We start from the raw sequence: 15536 nt of genomic DNA, 5'->3' as shown, positions 1-15536 counted from the left end.
GTAAAAAATAATGTGTACCTCATGAGTCCTATGAACGCTATATCCGGGCTGAATGCTAGTTAAGCCAATTTTCTAAATCAGTTATGTTATTGAAATCTAAGAAGTCTTCTCCCAAATTTTCCAACTCTTCAATTGTTAAATTTTCTATTTTGCTAATGTTTTTTTGATCAATTTCCCCAAAACGCTTTTTCAGTTGACGCATTATTAAGGCTATCGCCTCATTTTTTCTTCCTATTTCTTCAGCATAAGTTAGTTTTCCTCTTTCATCTTGTAATGCCATAGCACGGCGATCGGCAATTTCTAATTCTTCTGGTGTCATACCAGCTTGATTAGCAAGATTTAACGCTGATTCTATCTCTGATACTTCTCCTAAAGAAGGAGGAATATTATCGAGACTAGAAGCTTCTTTGATGAAATAAATCCATTTATCGGCTAAAGTTTCTAATTCTGAGAGTCTTTTATGGAATTTCGGTAATTCTATAAATATTAACTGCAATTCCTCTTCCAGACATTCAAACTTTTCTGTTTTTTCTTGAAACACAAATTGATTAATAATTTGCTGAGTTTCGTCAAACAAAATAAAATCCGTAATTGTGACAGCTATAACAGGTTTAAGACGAATATAGTCCTCTGCTGTTTTTAACTGATTAACATATCCTTTCACCATATTATAAAGTACCCGTTTGCTAAAACCAGTGATGGATGAGACTTGCATTTCAATTAGGACAATTTCTCCATCCGCTAACACTGCTTTTACATCCAAATAAGTGTCTTTTAAAGTCAATACTTGACCGGGATTATAGGGATTAATAATGGTTAAAGATTTAATGATTGGTTCGCCATTGTAAATAATAGCATTAAGGAAACTAATTAATATAGTTTGACTTTCTTTGGAACCAAATATTTTTTTGAAGACATAATCTATTTTTGGGCTGATAAATCTCATAGTTTTGGCGTTCCTGAATTAAGGAATAAATGCGCGATAATCTGGTTTTATTAAAGCCCCCGTTGCTCCTCGAATTCTGAGGGACTTTGAAAGTTTTGTTACCCCCAGAATTGGGAAAACCATAGCCAGAATCAGCAATGCCCTTAGGATCAGACACTAGCGGGAAAACTACCACCAATGAAATGAACATCACTGAAAGTTTCAATCCATAGACGAGCACCACAACGCAGTGGGTGATCGGGCTGATAAACAATCCGACATGGACCAAGAATTTCGATCTGGTTGCCGTATAGATTATTACCGCTTCGTTTTACCGAAATCACTGGCTGACGGTCTTCGGCAGGTTTAGCATTGTTGCTGCCAATTCGATTACGGTTGACATTGATCGTGGCTAAAGCGGGAGGACGACTGGTACGCCATTTGCCCTTGGGTCCACGGGTACCTTTGGTGATTTGTGGTAGGTGGTTGAAAAGAGGAATAATCCAGAATTTACCACTTTTATAGGCACCCCTGACCCTACCCTTCTCCAGGAGTTGGCGCAATCGTCGAGAAGAAATACCTAATAAAGATGCAGCTTCGGTAGTACCAACGCAGTGGTTCATGTTCGGATTCCTTAACTATTCCGATACTACTAGTATAGCAAAAATTTATTCTTGGACAGCTTAATGTAAAGTTATGTAAAGTTTTGCCAAACTGACCAGACAACTAGGGGGAAATAATTTTTCATGATTGATATCTAATCAAAACGGATTTAGTATTACAGCCACCTAGCTCTGCCCTGTAAACCGCTATATGACTACCAACCAATTGTTAGAATCAAACCTTGAATCTCTAATCAATACAGCTGCTCAAAATCATCAATTAGGTAAATTAGATCAGGCTGAATCTATCTACAGACAGGTAATACAGATTCAGGGGGATAATCAGGGTGAGGAAAAGCTTTTATCGAAGCCCTATAACGTGATAGCCATTGCTAATCTGGCAAGTATATTTGAGGAAAAAAATAAGCTAGAGGAAGCGGTAGGGTTGTACCAACAAGGTTTAACCCTAAAACCTGACTTTGCTGAAGTTCATAACAATTTGGGAAATATCTTCTGGGCACAAGGAGAGTTAGACAAAGCGGTACAGTCTTACCAAGAAGCGATTAGGGTTAAACCTGACTATGCTCTGGCTCATAACAATTTAGGAAATTTACTTTATAGTCAGGGTAAGTTATCGGAAGCGGTACGGTGCTACCAAGAAGCGATTAGGGTTAAACCTGACTATGCTCAGGCTTATTGTAATCTGGGAAATGTACTACAGGTACAGGGGAAGTTAGATGCGGCACAAGAGTCCTACCAGGAAGCGATTAAGCTTAAAGCAGATTGTTTTCAGGCTCATAACAATTTGGGGACTCTATTCCAAAAACAGGGCAAGTTAGATGCTGCAAGAGAGTCTTACCAAGAAGCAATTAGGCTTAAACCTGACTATGCTGACGCTCATAACAATTTGGGAACAATACTCCAAAAACAGGGCAAGTTAGAGGAAGCGCTACAGTCCTATCAGGAAGCGATTAGGCTGAAACCTGATTTTGCTGAGGTTTATAACAATTTAGGAAATACACTCCACGAACAGTGCAAGCTAGAAGAAGCCCTACAGTCTTACCAGCAAGCATTAAGTATTAACCCTAACTTGGCTGAAGCTAAACTGGCCATGTGCGTGTGTCAGATTCCGATCATTTATTCAAGTGTTGATGAAATCAAGGTAACGCGAAATAATTACCAAGCTAGTCTGAAAAAATTAGCGGATAGCTATACACAGAGCGATACAGAGCTAAGTCCAATGGAACTGCTAAGTGCTGCTAAGGCGGTGGGAGCGTTTCAGCCTTTTTATCTGGCCTATCAAGGGTTAAATAACCGAGAGTTACAGCAAATTTATGGAGCAATGATTTGCCAGATCATGTGGAAGTGCTATCCCCGGTGGAGCCAGAAAATTCCTCTACCAAATTTAGCACCTCATGAAAAAGTTCGGATTGGGGTTATTTCGGAATTCTTTTGGGATCATTCTAATTGGAAAATACCGATTAAGGGCTGGGTAGAAAATATAGATAGATCGAATTTTGAACTATTTGGTTATCACACCGGGTTAAAACAGGATAAGGAAACAGCAATAGCCGCGAAATCATTTGTCAAATTTGTTCAAGGTTCTTTGACTATGGAAGAATGGTGTGAGGTAATTACAAAAGATAAATTACACATCCTGATTTTTCCGGAATTCGGGATGTCCCCCACTACAGTTAAGTTGGGTTGTTTAAGACTGGCTCCGATTCAAATGACATCTTGGGGACATCCCGATACTAGTGGAATGCCGACGATTGACTATTACTTGAGTAGTGATTTAATGGAAGCAGAAAATGCTCAAGAGCATTATAGTGAGAGGTTAGTTAGATTACCGAATCTCTCTATCCATTACACCCCTTTGGAAATTACACCGGAAGCAATTAGTAAAAAGGACATAGGCTTAGAGGATGATGAGATTATGTTCTGGTGCTGCCAATCTTTATATAAGTATTTACCTCACTATGATGATGTTTTTACTAGAATTGCTAAGGAGTTAGATTGTCGATGTAAGTTTGTATTTCTTAAATATGTTAAAAGTGACCAGGTTACTGAGATATTTACCCAGCGTTTAAGGGATGCTTTTAATAAATTTGGCCTCGATTATACAGACTACTGCATATTTTTACCGTTCATGAATAACAGGAGGTTTGCTGGAACCTCAGCCATAGCGGATGTATTCTTGGATAGCATTGGTTGGTCTGGATGTAACTCTAGTTTAGAATCGATTACCCATAATATTCCGATTGTGACATTCCCAGGAGATTTGATGCGTGGTCGGCATACGATAGCAATTCTAAAAATGATGGGTCTGGAAGAGACAATTGCTAAGAGTAAAGAGGATTATGTGAAAATTGCGGTACGGTTGGGTCAAGATGCTCAATATCGTCAATACATATCTGATCAAGTTGCTGAAAATAAGCATAAGTTATATGGTGACTTGAAACCGGTAAGAGCATTAGAAGATTTTCTATTAAATGTAGTCCATAAACCAAGACAATTTGCGATGGAAACTGTTTCTGAAGCACTACAACTTGCTGTTCAACATCGTCAAGCCAATCGCTTAAACAAGGCTGTACAGGTTTACTATAAGATTTTGGAACAACACCCTAATCATCCGGAAGCTTTATATGGCTTAGGGGTGCTGGCACAGCAAACAGGTCAGTATGAGATGGCCGAGAAGTTGTTCAGAGCTACTGTGGAAGCGGAGCCGAATTCTGTTAAGGGTTGGTTTAGTTTAGGTAATTTGTGCCAAGGTCAAGGTCAGTTGTCTGAGTCGGTGGAGTGTTACCAACGAGTCTTAACAATACAGCCGAACTTAATAGCGGTTCACAACAACCTTGGGTATGCTCTGCAACAACAAGGTAATTGGGACGATGCGATCGCATCCTATCAAAAAGCGTTGGAGATTCAGCCTACCTGTACTGAAGCTGATGTGAATTTGGGCAATGCACTCCACGCTCAAGGGCAGCTTTCCCAAGACAAACACGCCTACTACGCTGCCTTAAATCACGATTTGGGCGTTAGTCGGAAAATAGGGGGCGATGTGAAGACTGCGGTGGCTTACTACCGGAATGCGATCGCAATACAGCCAGAGTTGGTAAACAGTCATTATACCTTAGGGGTTGCTCTCCAAGAACAAGGCAAATTAGATGATGCGATCGCATCCTATAACAATGTCCTCAAACTCAATCCCAGTAACAACGAAGTCTACACCACTTTAGTGCATAATAAATTAACTAGGATTGACCGAGAGCAAAACAAATTAAACAACAAATTAAATCATCAATTAAACGGAGCAGATTCTAAGAAACGATTAAAGATAGCATTTGTCTGTCAACCCTTTGTGATGACATCGTTTCCAAACCCGATGGATTCTATCGGAATTTTGACCTATGAATTCGTGCGTCTTTTAGTTCAAGATGGTGATGTTATTGTCTATACACCAGGAGAACGCTTTAATACGGCAAGTCATGACGGAGTAGACTATCGATATATTCCCATAGGTCGGGATAAAAAACTGCTAAACTATCTAGAAAAAATTCCAGGATTCCAGAATCAAAAACGTCCTATATTTTGCTCCCAACTCTATTACCTCGCATATATTTTACAAGTAGCAAATGACTTGATAAAACAGCAATGTGATGTTGTTCACATTCACAACTTATCTCAGTTTATTCCAGTGATACGAGCCTTGAACCCAGGAATAAAAATTGCCCTGCACATGCATTGTGAGTGGTTGACCCAACTGGACCACAAAATTCTAGAAAAGCGGCTTAGTAAGGTAGATTTAGTTATTGGTACTAGTAAGTATATCACAGAAGGGATTCGCGAGCGTTTTCCTAAATTTGCCGAGCGCTGTCAGCCGGTTTTTAATGGGGTAAACCTTGATCGCTTCATGAATTTATATGTCAGCCATAATCAGGAAAATGGCAGCACCAAAAATCCTGCTAAACGATTACTCTATGTGGGTAGAGTATCTCCAGAAAAAGGATCCCATGTCTTATTAGAGGCGTTTAAAAAAGTGCTCGAGCGCTGCCCTCAAACCAAACTTGATCTCGTTGGTCCTGTAGGTGCATTACCCTACGACTATCTTGTGGGATTAAGTGATGACTCCAAAGTGGCAGAGTTAGCATCATTCTACGGTGATGAAAGTTGGACAGGTTACGTGAGACGATACCTGTCCGAATTGAATGATCACTTTGGTGCTGATCTAGCCAGCCAAGTATCCTTCACTGGCTCCCTTCCTCAATCTAAGTTAGTCAATTATTATCAGCAGGCAGACATTTTTGTATTTCCGTCAGTATGTCACGAAGCATTTGGGATGCCAATTGTCGAAGCTATGGTTGCAGGTCTTCCGGTTATTGCTACCCAAGCTGGTGCTTTTCCCGAGATTGTAGAAGATGGTAAGACAGGTCTGCTGGTTGAACGGAGTAATGCTGATGCTTTAGCAGACGCCATCTTGCAACTTCTTTCTGACCAAGAACTTAGAACATCCATGGGACAAGCTGGACATCAGCGAGCGGTTGAACTATTTTCTTTCGAGAAAGTTGTTGATGATTTACTCAAGCAGTACAAGACTATTCTTTGACAGCAAAAAACAGAAGTGTTGAACTTCGGCTCAGGGAATAGTGACACGTGACAAGTTACAGCGTTTTTCATAACTATTAGGTGCGCTTGACCCATTAAGAATTAAATTCGCTCAAGGCGCGGGTCGCACCTGAGGTACAGAGGATTTTTTCCCTGTTCCCTGTTCCCTGTTCCCTGTTCCCTGTTCCCTGTTCCCTAAAACCAAATAATCTGTACCTCACCCAATTGAAAAATGCTGTAAAAATGATAAATAAATTATCCTTACAAACTCTGGTACGCCAGTTTTATCGTTTTCTAATCCATAGTACCAGAGTTGAGTATGACAGAAATAATCTAAGACGATCGGCGATTATATTTTCCCCCCATCAGGATGATGAAACCCTGGGCTGTGGTGGAACAATTATCCGTAAAAAGCAAGCCGGAGCCGATATAAAAATTGTTTTTATGACGGATGGATGTCAATCTCATGCTCATCTGATTCCAGCAAATCAAGTAAAATCAATACGCGCTAATGAAGCATTGGCAGCCGCTCAACAACTTGGTCTGCAACAGCATGATGTCAGCTTTCTGGAATTCAAAGATGGAACATTAGATAAAACCAGAAATTTGGCTATCCAAAACGTCGCCAAAATTATTCTTAACTATCTTCCTGAAGAAATTTTTGTTCCCTACTACAATGATGGGGTATCTGACCATAATGCTACCAATGAAATTGTCGTAGCTGCACTCAAAACAATTAAATTTGATGTGACAGTTTATGAGTATCCTATATGGTTCTGGAATCACTGGCCTTGGACAAGGGTGGAAGGGAGTAAACCAAACCTGGTATCCTTTTTTAAAAAAACCATAATGTCAGGGTTTCGCTTACTGAATGATTTTAGATTATCTGTCTATATTGGTGATGTTTTTGATATCAAACGTACTGCCCTAGACCAACATCAATCTCAAATGAAACAACTCATTCCTCATCCACGCTGGCTAACCTTAAAGGATGTGTCAGAGGGTGAGTTTTTAGACTGCTTTTTTCAAAAATATGAATTATTTCGTCGATATAGTTTGAATCATAATTCTGAATAGTTATAATAAACGCTATAGCAAAGGGAATAGGGAGTAGGGAGTAGGGAGTAGGGAGTAGGGAACAAAAATTATAACAATTCCTACACGGATTGCTATAGACTTCAAATTTTATATAACAATGCACTTGATTTTTAGCCTGTGCTGTTTTACCCCTATTTAATAACTATATAGCCGTCTATAGCCTTCTAAGTAAAGGTTAAGACATATTTTTGTTATCTATTCCCCTTTCCCAGATCCGCTGTTACCTGCTCCGAAGTCCCTGCTCCCTAAAACCCTGGAATTTGTACCTATCACAATTTATAAATTGTCTAAAAAATAGCGAGAAATTAGCCAATTTGGCAACTTCATTCAAGATAATCATGAAATCATAAGTAATAAGAGTGTTCAAGACCTTTATCAGTCAGTCATATCAGTTCTGGATATATGGGACATCATATATCCATTTTATTTTTTTTGTTGTTCTTGACAATGTCAGCTATCATCTAAGCTGGTCTTCATTTAAATTTAATGGTTCTGAAAGCAAGGGAGCAGGTGAGATAGGATTGGGTGCATCTCCTAAAAGCTGTTTGAGCGGGTGGTGCGTTACGGGGTGGGCTATTTCAACCAGGAACGAAGAGGCGGAAAATCAGGGCAATCCCACCCCTAACGCACCCTACGCAAAATTTACAAAAGTGAGATACACCCGATAGGGTTTGACATTGCTTATTTAGCATAACACCAAAAAAAACTCGAGGATCTTTCCTACTGTTACCTGTTATATATTCCCTATTACCTACTCCCTACTCCCTACTCCCTACTCCCTAGGATGAAAGTACCTCACCCAATTTAAAACACTATATAAACATTAAGCAACAACATGCAACAATTAAATCCACCAAAAAATTTAGTAAACAAATCCTTCACAGACACATTCTCAGACAACTGTTGTGCAGGTAAAACCATTGGTACTAAAACTCCCAGTGGTGCAGTTCGTAAGGGTATAGATGTCGAAAAGCTGATTGGGATTGACAATGGCGCATTACGTCTCCAGCCTCTGCTAAAACCTGCGTGGGGCAGACAGGGCATTGCTTATGGTCCCTACACCCGTACCAATGGACTCGCCTTTGGAGTGTTTCTGAGCAATGGTCATAATACATCCCAGACCGAAAGGATTGAGCCCCTAACAGAACGACTCCATCGGTGGATGATTGGTCCTGAGACGGATAAACCGGCTAAACGGCTTCTGCGTTGGACTTCTAGTCAGGGAAAAAGCAGGATGCTGCGAAAGCTCCTATGGTGGATTCGTAGTACCTCCAGAATTTCCAAATATTTCAAACCATTTAAATTGCCAAATATTGATGAGAATCTGGCAGTGGGTTGGTTCCCCAGGGAAGTTCCTGTTGACCCAACTGCAGAGGGAAATGCCTTTATTGTTCATGCCACTGGGGCAGAAAATGGAGAGTTGTGGACTCGCTTGGGCGGGTATCTGCTCTCAGCATTTAGGGGCTTACAAAATCTCCAGGTTTATTACATCGTGGTTCTGCGGGAAAAGGGAGCTGCGTATTATGCTGCTTCTGTTCCTAATGCTCATGGTCTTGCGGCTTACCCTAACATGCGTCCCATTGCTATTGATCCTTTCAATGATGATCCGACAGTATATGCTGGTGTATACCAAAGTATTTTGGGACAGAATGGTTTTGAAGTCGATACGCGCATCTATGGCGCTAATGTAGCCCAAATTTCAGACATCGCCACCTGGTACGGTACAGCTCAGGTGGCAGATGACCTGATTGGTGATGGTTTGCTAGATGGTGCTGAAGCGGACAAGGGTGGTTTCTGGAGTGTCTCTCAAGGAACTTATGAGTTAACAACTGATGGTGCTAGAGCCACTCAACCGGATAGCGTCGCTATGTTGGAGTGTCCCACACCCTCTGGGCTAATCCATTTGTTGATTGAAACCTCTACTCAGATAACTGGAGTCCGCATTGTGTGGCGTGTTCAGGATAAAAACCAATTCTGGAGTTTCCTAGCAGACGGGGACAAATGTCAACTTATGATTCAAGACCATGATAGCTGGGAATGTTTAGCTGTTAGCGATCTATGGTATTTACAGCCAACAGCGATCAACTCTTTACAGATATTGGATGATGGTAAGACCTTCAGCCTGTATCTCAATGGCCAGTTAGTCTTTAACAAGTGGTTTACAGATACCCGCCTGGAAAACGCTACCGGTGTTGGCATTGGTGGGATTAACTCTAACCATAGTCTGTATTTTCGCTCCTTTGAGGCTCACCCACGCACTATCCCTATTCCTTCTGAACTCGACCTTGGCTCCCCTTGGGTAGTAGAGGGTACCGAAATAGCTATCACTGAAGATTTTGCTGGTGCAGCTGGGGACTTGATGGGAAAAACCACCACTAGTGGTAGCAAAGTCTGGCATCGGAATATTGGGCTAGGGGTAATTGAGCTGACTGGGAATAGTACAGCCAAAGTCCAAGCTGATGCTAAACATCCTAATCCAGGTCGCACTGCCTACACCATTGATTGGGATCACCCAGACATAGCGGATTTACAGGTAGACATTACTCCCCCTGGAACTAGACGAGGACAGGGAGAAAAAGGTCGTGGAGGGTTTATCTTTTGGCAGGATGCTGACAATTATATCACTATCAATAACTGGTTAGATGACTGTTACGGTGGTGCTTCAATGTCTTCCTTTTTCTATCTCAATGGCTTTGAAGAATTATTTGATGCTGTCTGGACAAATGTGGGGAAACGCATTTACTGGGGTGTTTCCCATCGGCTCCGCATGATTTTTGATGGCATGAATTACATGATCTTCATCAATGATGAACCAGTATTGTATCGTGCCCTTACAGATGTTTATCCAGATGCGGTGCGTCTTAGAATTAACCGAGTTGGGATTGTTGCTAACTGGGAATGGGGAAATGATACAGGAAGTGTATTTCAAAATTTTGTAGCAAAGGTGTAGACTAATGAATTTAAGCAATCAACAGGTAACCCTTAACAATGGAGTAGGTGCAGGACTAAAATTCCATGGGGATGGTTCTAATCCTGATTTTGCACGTGGTACCTATGAACTTCCGCTTCAGAAAGCCTTAGCAAGCTGCTTAAACCACGATCATATCTTCTATGATATCGGTGCCAATATTGGCTTTTTTACTATTATTGCTGCGAAGCTAGTTGGGCCATCTGGACAGGTTTATGCGTTTGAGCCAGTTCCAAACAATGCTGACATTATTCTACGGAATGTGGAGCTTAATAGTTTCTCCAATGTTACTGTTTTCCCACAAGCCGTTTCTGAATCAACCGGAACCGGAGAATTGTTGCTGGCTCATCATTCAGGAGGAGCTACTTTAGCGACAGCGGGTACACCTCCAGATCTCAGAGGTGAAATGACAGTTGACCTTGTATCTATTGATGATTTGGTTTCCCAAAAAACTTTGAAACCCCCAACGGTTGTCAAAATCGATGTGGAAGGAGCAGAAATTAATGTTTTAAGGGGGATGATCCAAACTATTAAAGAATTTCAGCCCATCCTGATTTATGAAGTAGATGATGGGAATCAAGACTCCTTTAAACTGAAGAATCAAAGCATTGAGATGTTTATTGACTCTGTAGGATATAAAATCATGCCCCTGGAACCAGCTTATCCCAATATTCCCTGGTATGTTGGACATGCGATCGCGTTTTCAAATCTAAATTGAAAATGCTATATAGCGGTTTTAAATTTGGTGAGGTACAGAGTTCCTGGTTTTAGGGAACAGGGAACAGGGAACAGGGAACAGGAAAGAGTAACCCACCCCTAACCCCTCCCAGGAGGGGAAGAGGGAACAGAGGAAAAATCCTGTGTACCTCATTAGGCTAAAAACCGCTATACTCCTGAAGCTATAGCAATCCTAAATCAATTGAGAGAATGTTTGTTCCCTGTTCCCTACTCCCTGCTCCCTGCTCCCTGTTCCCTGTTCCCTGTTCCCTGTTCCCTTTGCTATATGCCGAATTCTAGGCGAATTCTAAAATATGCTCAGCAGTAACTTGAGCTTGTTCCAAGTGAGGCACATGACCACAGTCTTTAATCCAGATTAATTGAGATTGTGCGATCGCATCCTTAAACTTGCTAGCAGCAGCAGTGCCTAAAATTTGGTCATGGTCACCCCATAAAATTAGAGTTGGCTGGCTAATCTGAGCCAGCTTATCCCCAAAATCACCATAACCACCACTTTTGGTAAACGCAATCAAGGCTTGATTCCAACCAGGCATTTCTAGGTGCAATGCAGCACAAATTCGGGCATCTTCAGACGCCCAACCTTTATCATAGTAAGCGTTTTTGCTGATACTTTGCCTTACCTTGGGATTAGCCAAAAATGCTGTCGCTAGGTAGCCTAAGGGAGGAAATAAGAACTTCCCCATCGGGGGAGCCTTGGTGCAGCCAGCGCTATCTATTAATACTAACTGTTTAACAACCTGGGGGTAAGTGAGGGTAAAATCAATCGCCGCTGCACCCCCCATAGAAGCACCGACTACAATGACTGGTGTTCTAATCAGGGTTTTCCAGAAATAATAGAGATGGGTTGCGATCGCATTGGGACTAAATGGAGTCCCTGCCATGCGATCCGTAAACCCAAAACCCAACAAATCCACTGCCCAGGTTTCATTGTCCTGAGCCAGCAGTGGTAGCAAGCGGCGTAATTCTAGCAGGGAACTATCGAAGCCATGGAGTAACAGAATCGGCGTGCCACCCTTACCCTGATTAACGTAAGTTGTGGCAATGGCCTGTGGGCTCAGGGGAGTTGAGATAGCTTGACGCTGGATACTTTGAGCAAGAACAATGGAGCTAGACTCAACTAGCTGCTGGGTATTGGAGGGCAGAAAATCAGGAAACATCAGTTGAATTGCTGTAATCAGAGGACAATCCTGATTTTCCCCCTCACAAGCGCAATTATGTTAGTCAGTGCTTACCCGAGCGGGGTTTAATTCAATAGCCTACCCTGATTCATAGGAACTAACAGACCTATGGATTGATGCAAGGGTAACGGTTGCAGTAAACCCTGCCTACAAAGCGCCAAAATTGTGATTTTGCTGATTTTACAAATGATTTAGAATTGCTATAACGTTTTTAGGACTCATGAGGTACACATAATTGTTTGACTATTGGCTCTTGCCTCTTCTCTTTTATCTGCTCCCTGCTCCCTGCTCCCTGCTCCCTACTCCCTGCTCCCTAAAACCTAAATATTTGTACCTCACAAGTCCTAGAATTGCTATAGATCTCATTACTAAGAGAAACGCTATAATTTTTTTTGACTGTGTTAAGAAACTGAAAGTTACTCAAACCGTTGCTGTTCCTTATTCCGAGATCCGAAGCTCTCAAGTCTTAACAGTTAAATTTAATTCTTTACGACTCCTTAGCTATAGAAAAAGAACATTTTCAACCAGACTCTCCCAAGTCCTGATTGGCTCTGATCAGGATTTCTGGGAAAACTTACGATAAGATTCAAATGGATATCAGAGGATAACTGTGTCTCAAGACCTATTGCAAAACCGAGACTACACCATAATTCTGGCAAGAAATGCCTCTAAAACCTTTGGAACCCTGCCTGGACTAGACAAGCAGTGGTTGCTAGCTCAGGAGTCTATTATCGCCTTGGCAAAGAAATGTGAGGAACTCGATCCAGACGGACTCACTATTTACATTGCATCTACTCCCTATCAAAAATATGACAACACCACTAGTCAGGCATTAGTTGACCTCTTTGAGCAGCCCTATGGTTCAGACAGCATCAATCTGGTTGAGCCGCTCAAAGTTGCAGTTGATGATCACTTTAGCCGTAAATCCCGCCAGCAGACAAAAGCAAACGGTGACATTATTATCGTCATCCTCGATAGTGAACCAAAGCCACGGATGGCTCTAGTCAAATTGCTAGTGGCAGCAACTAAGAAGATGGATTCTCAGGAAGAACTGGGTGTGATGTTTGCCCAAGTGGGGGACGATCCCATTACTCGTGGTTTTCTAACGGCTTTAGATGATGATTTACATGCTGCGGGAGCTAAGTTAGACATTGCGGACACTAAGCTTTTGTCAACGATGGAGGAAAGTAAAATTACCAAGTTTTTGCTTGATGCCCTATATGATTAGGATGTAAGCATTCAGCGGTCAGCTCTCAGCCGTCAGCTATCAGCTATCAGGTTATGGGTATTAGCTGATTGGTTTGATGAAAATGAAAGCTTACCACTGAAAACGGTTAAAATCTCAAAAGTATGTCTAAACCGACCAATATCAATAAGATTCTGATTGAACGTCCTAGCGAAGAGCATCTTGATAACTTAGGTGTCTCAAATTGGCCAATTTGGACAAAGGAAGTCTCGGAATTTCCCTGGACTTATGATGATCCAGAAACTTGTTACTTGCTAGAGGGTGAAGTAGTTGTCACCCCAGATGGCGGTGAACCAGTTCAAATTGCCAAAGGAGATTTGGTAACTTTCCCAGCTGGAATGTCTTGCACCTGGAAGATTCTTTCTAATGTTAGAAAACACTATCAATTTGGCTAGAAGTTTGAGGGAATTTTGTCTAAGATTTTAGGGAGTAGGGAGTAGGGAGTAGGGAGTAGGGAGTAGGGGGAATAAAAACGAAGTAATTAACCGGAATTGAGCTCCCTACTTGATATACCTACTTTATTGTTTCACTGATATGCTTCTCTAATTCTTCTAATAATTGATCGACATCTTTACCAACTTGCTCAAAGCACTCCGGTGGTGAAAGTTCAGGTTCAAATTGAATCAGTTTCAACTGTCCATTACCAATACCAATAATCAAAACTTCTTGCTCAGGTTTATGAGCATCCACCACTCCCAAAATTTCCTGAATTTGGTGATTAACCTGACGATTTAGGGTCTCTATTGCTTCCCTAGGACAGTAAACAAAATGTGGCTTTGGTTTCATGTCAAGTCCGAGGGTCTCATCACTTTCTCCTTTTTCTAGAAATAGCCCCCAAGCCAGTGCAGCTAGTTCTTTCTGATTGGCTTTAACAAACTGATCTAACTGATGTTGCCACTTGTGTATTGCTAAGTCTTGCCGATTACTACCGAATAAGTTCATATCGTATTTATCAATCTGGATTTTAGGGAGTAGGGAGTAGGGAGTAGGGAGTAGGGAAGGTTGGCAAGTTGAAGGGTTGCCAAGTTCCGTAGCGTGGCCTATTGGCCAAGGTTCAACGGAAACTAACCTTTAAGCAATAGTACATAGTTAATATATTCGGCAACTTTGACCTGCTCTGTGGGGATTGTCTAGAGTTAAACAAACCACAAACTAACTCAACAAACTAAGGTAGATGGGTGGTTTTTACCGGAGAACGACACCATGATATCATGTCCGGTACCGCGCACCACCGGACATGATATGAATGATTTTTGGACAGATATTCTCAACTTTGCCAAGGACACCACAAACCGTGTCGGGAATCGGCACCTCCGGGACTTTGGTCAGGTACAAGGGTCCGAAAAAGCCGATGGTACGTTAGTGACCCAGGCGGACAGGTGGGCAGATCAAGAAATTAGAGATGCGATCGCATCTCATTTCCCCAGCCATGGCGTACTGAGTGAAGAAGCATCCCACCAATTTCCTGAGTCTGAATGGTGCTGGATTATTGACCCTCTTGATGGCACCACCAACTTTACTAGAGGAATTCCCCTGTGGGGGGTTTCCTTAGGCTTGTTGTATCAGGGAACTCCAGTGTTTGGTTATATTCATTTTGCTCCTGTCCAGCAATCTTTTCATGGTTTTTGGCTGGGGAAATCGGAGCTCAGTGGTGTAGAAAACGGTGCTTTTCTCAATGGACGTCCCATCCACAGCAGCCAGGATTCCCCTAGCCAAAACCACTTTTTCAACCTGTGCGCCCGTAGTACCTCAGTGATGAAGCAACCCTTCCCCTGCAAAATTCGGATGCTAGGGGTTGCCAGTTACAACTTTCTGGCCACTGCCAACGGTGTCACCTTAGGAGGAGTGGAAGCAACCCCGAAAATTTGGGATTTTGCTGGAGCTTGGGTGATTATTCACGCATCTGGGGCAGTTTGGGTACCCCTAGATTCTCAGCCAATTTTCCCCTTGGAAGTAGGCCAAGATTACGGTCAGCGGTCCTTTCCGACTCTAGTTGCAGCACGTCCGGAATTAGTGAGTGTGTTTAAGCCTTTGGTAGAGTTTCTCGGGAAGTGCGGCTCGTTCTAAGTAGGAGCCTCCTGAAACAGGAGGGGTATGCCTTAGGAGGTTCGCGGGGATAGCCCCGAAAAACCTTAACTGTGTACTGGATGATGGTGAAAGCCCATCCCATTAAGAG

The 15536-nt window shown here is 42.1% G+C and carries 13 protein-coding genes; 8 read left to right on the top strand and 5 right to left on the bottom strand.

Going from position 1 to position 15536, the window contains the following annotated elements:
* Positions 1 to 55: 55 nt before the first annotated feature.
* Both F6K51_RS20955 and F6K51_RS20950 read right to left on the bottom strand, forming a co-directional pair.
* Positions 56 to 946 (bottom strand): Rpn family recombination-promoting nuclease/putative transposase, encoded by an 891-nt coding sequence (locus tag F6K51_RS20955; RefSeq protein ID WP_293023716.1) that lies wholly within the window; start codon positions 944 to 946, stop codon positions 56 to 58.
* A gap of 149 nt (positions 947 to 1095) precedes the next feature.
* The gene (locus F6K51_RS20950) at positions 1096 to 1548 is read right to left on the bottom strand and encodes a helix-turn-helix domain-containing protein (protein WP_293023714.1); all 453 of its coding nucleotides are present in this window, start codon (positions 1546 to 1548) and stop codon (positions 1096 to 1098) included.
* A 190-nt stretch (positions 1549 to 1738) separates the two neighbouring features.
* Here F6K51_RS20950 and F6K51_RS20945 point away from each other — a divergent pair, with 190 nt between their 5' ends.
* The 4 genes from F6K51_RS20945 (at position 1739) to F6K51_RS20930 (ending at position 10916) form a co-directional block, all read left to right on the top strand.
* Positions 1739 to 6133 (top strand): tetratricopeptide repeat protein, encoded by a 4395-nt coding sequence (locus tag F6K51_RS20945; protein ID WP_293023712.1) that lies wholly within the window; start codon positions 1739 to 1741, stop codon positions 6131 to 6133.
* Positions 6134 to 6375: 242 nt separating this feature from the next.
* Positions 6376 to 7209 (top strand): PIG-L family deacetylase, encoded by an 834-nt coding sequence (locus F6K51_RS20940; protein ID WP_293023710.1) that lies wholly within the window; start codon positions 6376 to 6378, stop codon positions 7207 to 7209.
* A gap of 856 nt (positions 7210 to 8065) precedes the next feature.
* Positions 8066 to 10180: a nucleotide-binding protein gene (locus F6K51_RS20935; protein WP_293023708.1), complete on the top strand. Its 2115-nt coding sequence runs from the start codon at positions 8066 to 8068 to the stop codon at positions 10178 to 10180.
* A 4-nt stretch (positions 10181 to 10184) separates the two neighbouring features.
* Complete coding sequence (locus tag F6K51_RS20930; RefSeq protein ID WP_293023706.1) at positions 10185 to 10916, top strand: FkbM family methyltransferase; 732 nt, start codon at positions 10185 to 10187, stop codon at positions 10914 to 10916.
* 18 nt (positions 10917 to 10934) lie between these two features.
* On the opposite strand, the gene F6K51_RS20925 is transcribed toward F6K51_RS20930, so the two are convergent.
* Complete coding sequence (locus F6K51_RS20925; RefSeq protein ID WP_293023704.1) at positions 10935 to 11069, bottom strand: hypothetical protein; 135 nt, start codon at positions 11067 to 11069, stop codon at positions 10935 to 10937.
* 142 nt (positions 11070 to 11211) lie between these two features.
* Positions 11212 to 12093, bottom strand: coding sequence for an alpha/beta hydrolase (locus F6K51_RS20920; RefSeq protein WP_293023702.1), 882 nt, complete (start codon positions 12091 to 12093; stop codon positions 11212 to 11214).
* A 274-nt stretch (positions 12094 to 12367) separates the two neighbouring features.
* Between F6K51_RS20920 and F6K51_RS20915 the strand changes: the two genes are divergently transcribed.
* The 3 genes from F6K51_RS20915 (at position 12368) to F6K51_RS20905 (ending at position 13755) form a co-directional block, all read left to right on the top strand.
* The gene (locus F6K51_RS20915; RefSeq protein ID WP_293023699.1) at positions 12368 to 12697 is read left to right on the top strand and encodes a hypothetical protein; all 330 of its coding nucleotides are present in this window, start codon (positions 12368 to 12370) and stop codon (positions 12695 to 12697) included.
* 27 nt (positions 12698 to 12724) lie between these two features.
* The gene (locus F6K51_RS20910; RefSeq protein WP_293023696.1) at positions 12725 to 13342 is read left to right on the top strand and encodes a hypothetical protein; all 618 of its coding nucleotides are present in this window, start codon (positions 12725 to 12727) and stop codon (positions 13340 to 13342) included.
* 122 nt (positions 13343 to 13464) lie between these two features.
* On the top strand, positions 13465 to 13755 hold the full coding sequence (locus tag F6K51_RS20905; protein WP_293023693.1) for a cupin domain-containing protein: 291 nt from the start codon (positions 13465 to 13467) through the stop codon (positions 13753 to 13755).
* Between the two features lie 118 nt (positions 13756 to 13873).
* On the opposite strand, the gene F6K51_RS20900 is transcribed toward F6K51_RS20905, so the two are convergent.
* The gene (locus tag F6K51_RS20900) at positions 13874 to 14302 is read right to left on the bottom strand and encodes a hypothetical protein (protein WP_293023690.1); all 429 of its coding nucleotides are present in this window, start codon (positions 14300 to 14302) and stop codon (positions 13874 to 13876) included.
* Between the two features lie 261 nt (positions 14303 to 14563).
* Here F6K51_RS20900 and F6K51_RS20895 point away from each other — a divergent pair, with 261 nt between their 5' ends.
* On the top strand, positions 14564 to 15427 hold the full coding sequence (locus F6K51_RS20895; RefSeq protein ID WP_365940025.1) for an inositol monophosphatase family protein: 864 nt from the start codon (positions 14564 to 14566) through the stop codon (positions 15425 to 15427).
* Positions 15428 to 15536 lie beyond the last annotated feature (109 nt).

The organism is Moorena sp. SIO3I8, assembly GCF_010692325.1.
Classification (GTDB): Bacteria; Cyanobacteriota; Cyanobacteriia; order Cyanobacteriales; family Coleofasciculaceae; genus Moorena.
The sequence above is the reverse complement of the archived record's forward strand: the minus strand, read 5'-3'. Positions and strand labels throughout refer to the sequence as shown.

Coding starts and splice junctions, on each gene's coding strand:
- F6K51_RS20940 (WP_293023710.1), top strand. CDS start 6,376: ATGATAAATAAATTATCCTTACAAACTCTGGTACGCCAGTTTTATCGT.
- F6K51_RS20945 (WP_293023712.1), top strand. CDS start 1,739: ATGACTACCAACCAATTGTTAGAATCAAACCTTGAATCTCTAATCAAT.
- F6K51_RS20950 (WP_293023714.1), bottom strand. CDS start 1,548: ATGAACCACTGCGTTGGTACTACCGAAGCTGCATCTTTATTAGGTATT.
- F6K51_RS20955 (WP_293023716.1), bottom strand. CDS start 946: ATGAGATTTATCAGCCCAAAAATAGATTATGTCTTCAAAAAAATATTT.
- F6K51_RS20905 (WP_293023693.1), top strand. CDS start 13,465: ATGTCTAAACCGACCAATATCAATAAGATTCTGATTGAACGTCCTAGC.
- F6K51_RS20935 (WP_293023708.1), top strand. CDS start 8,066: ATGCAACAATTAAATCCACCAAAAAATTTAGTAAACAAATCCTTCACA.
- F6K51_RS20925 (WP_293023704.1), bottom strand. CDS start 11,069: ATGAGGTACACAGGATTTTTCCTCTGTTCCCTCTTCCCCTCCTGGGAG.
- F6K51_RS20900 (WP_293023690.1), bottom strand. CDS start 14,302: ATGAACTTATTCGGTAGTAATCGGCAAGACTTAGCAATACACAAGTGG.
- F6K51_RS20930 (WP_293023706.1), top strand. CDS start 10,185: ATGAATTTAAGCAATCAACAGGTAACCCTTAACAATGGAGTAGGTGCA.
- F6K51_RS20920 (WP_293023702.1), bottom strand. CDS start 12,093: ATGTTTCCTGATTTTCTGCCCTCCAATACCCAGCAGCTAGTTGAGTCT.
- F6K51_RS20895 (WP_365940025.1), top strand. CDS start 14,564: ATGATATCATGTCCGGTACCGCGCACCACCGGACATGATATGAATGAT.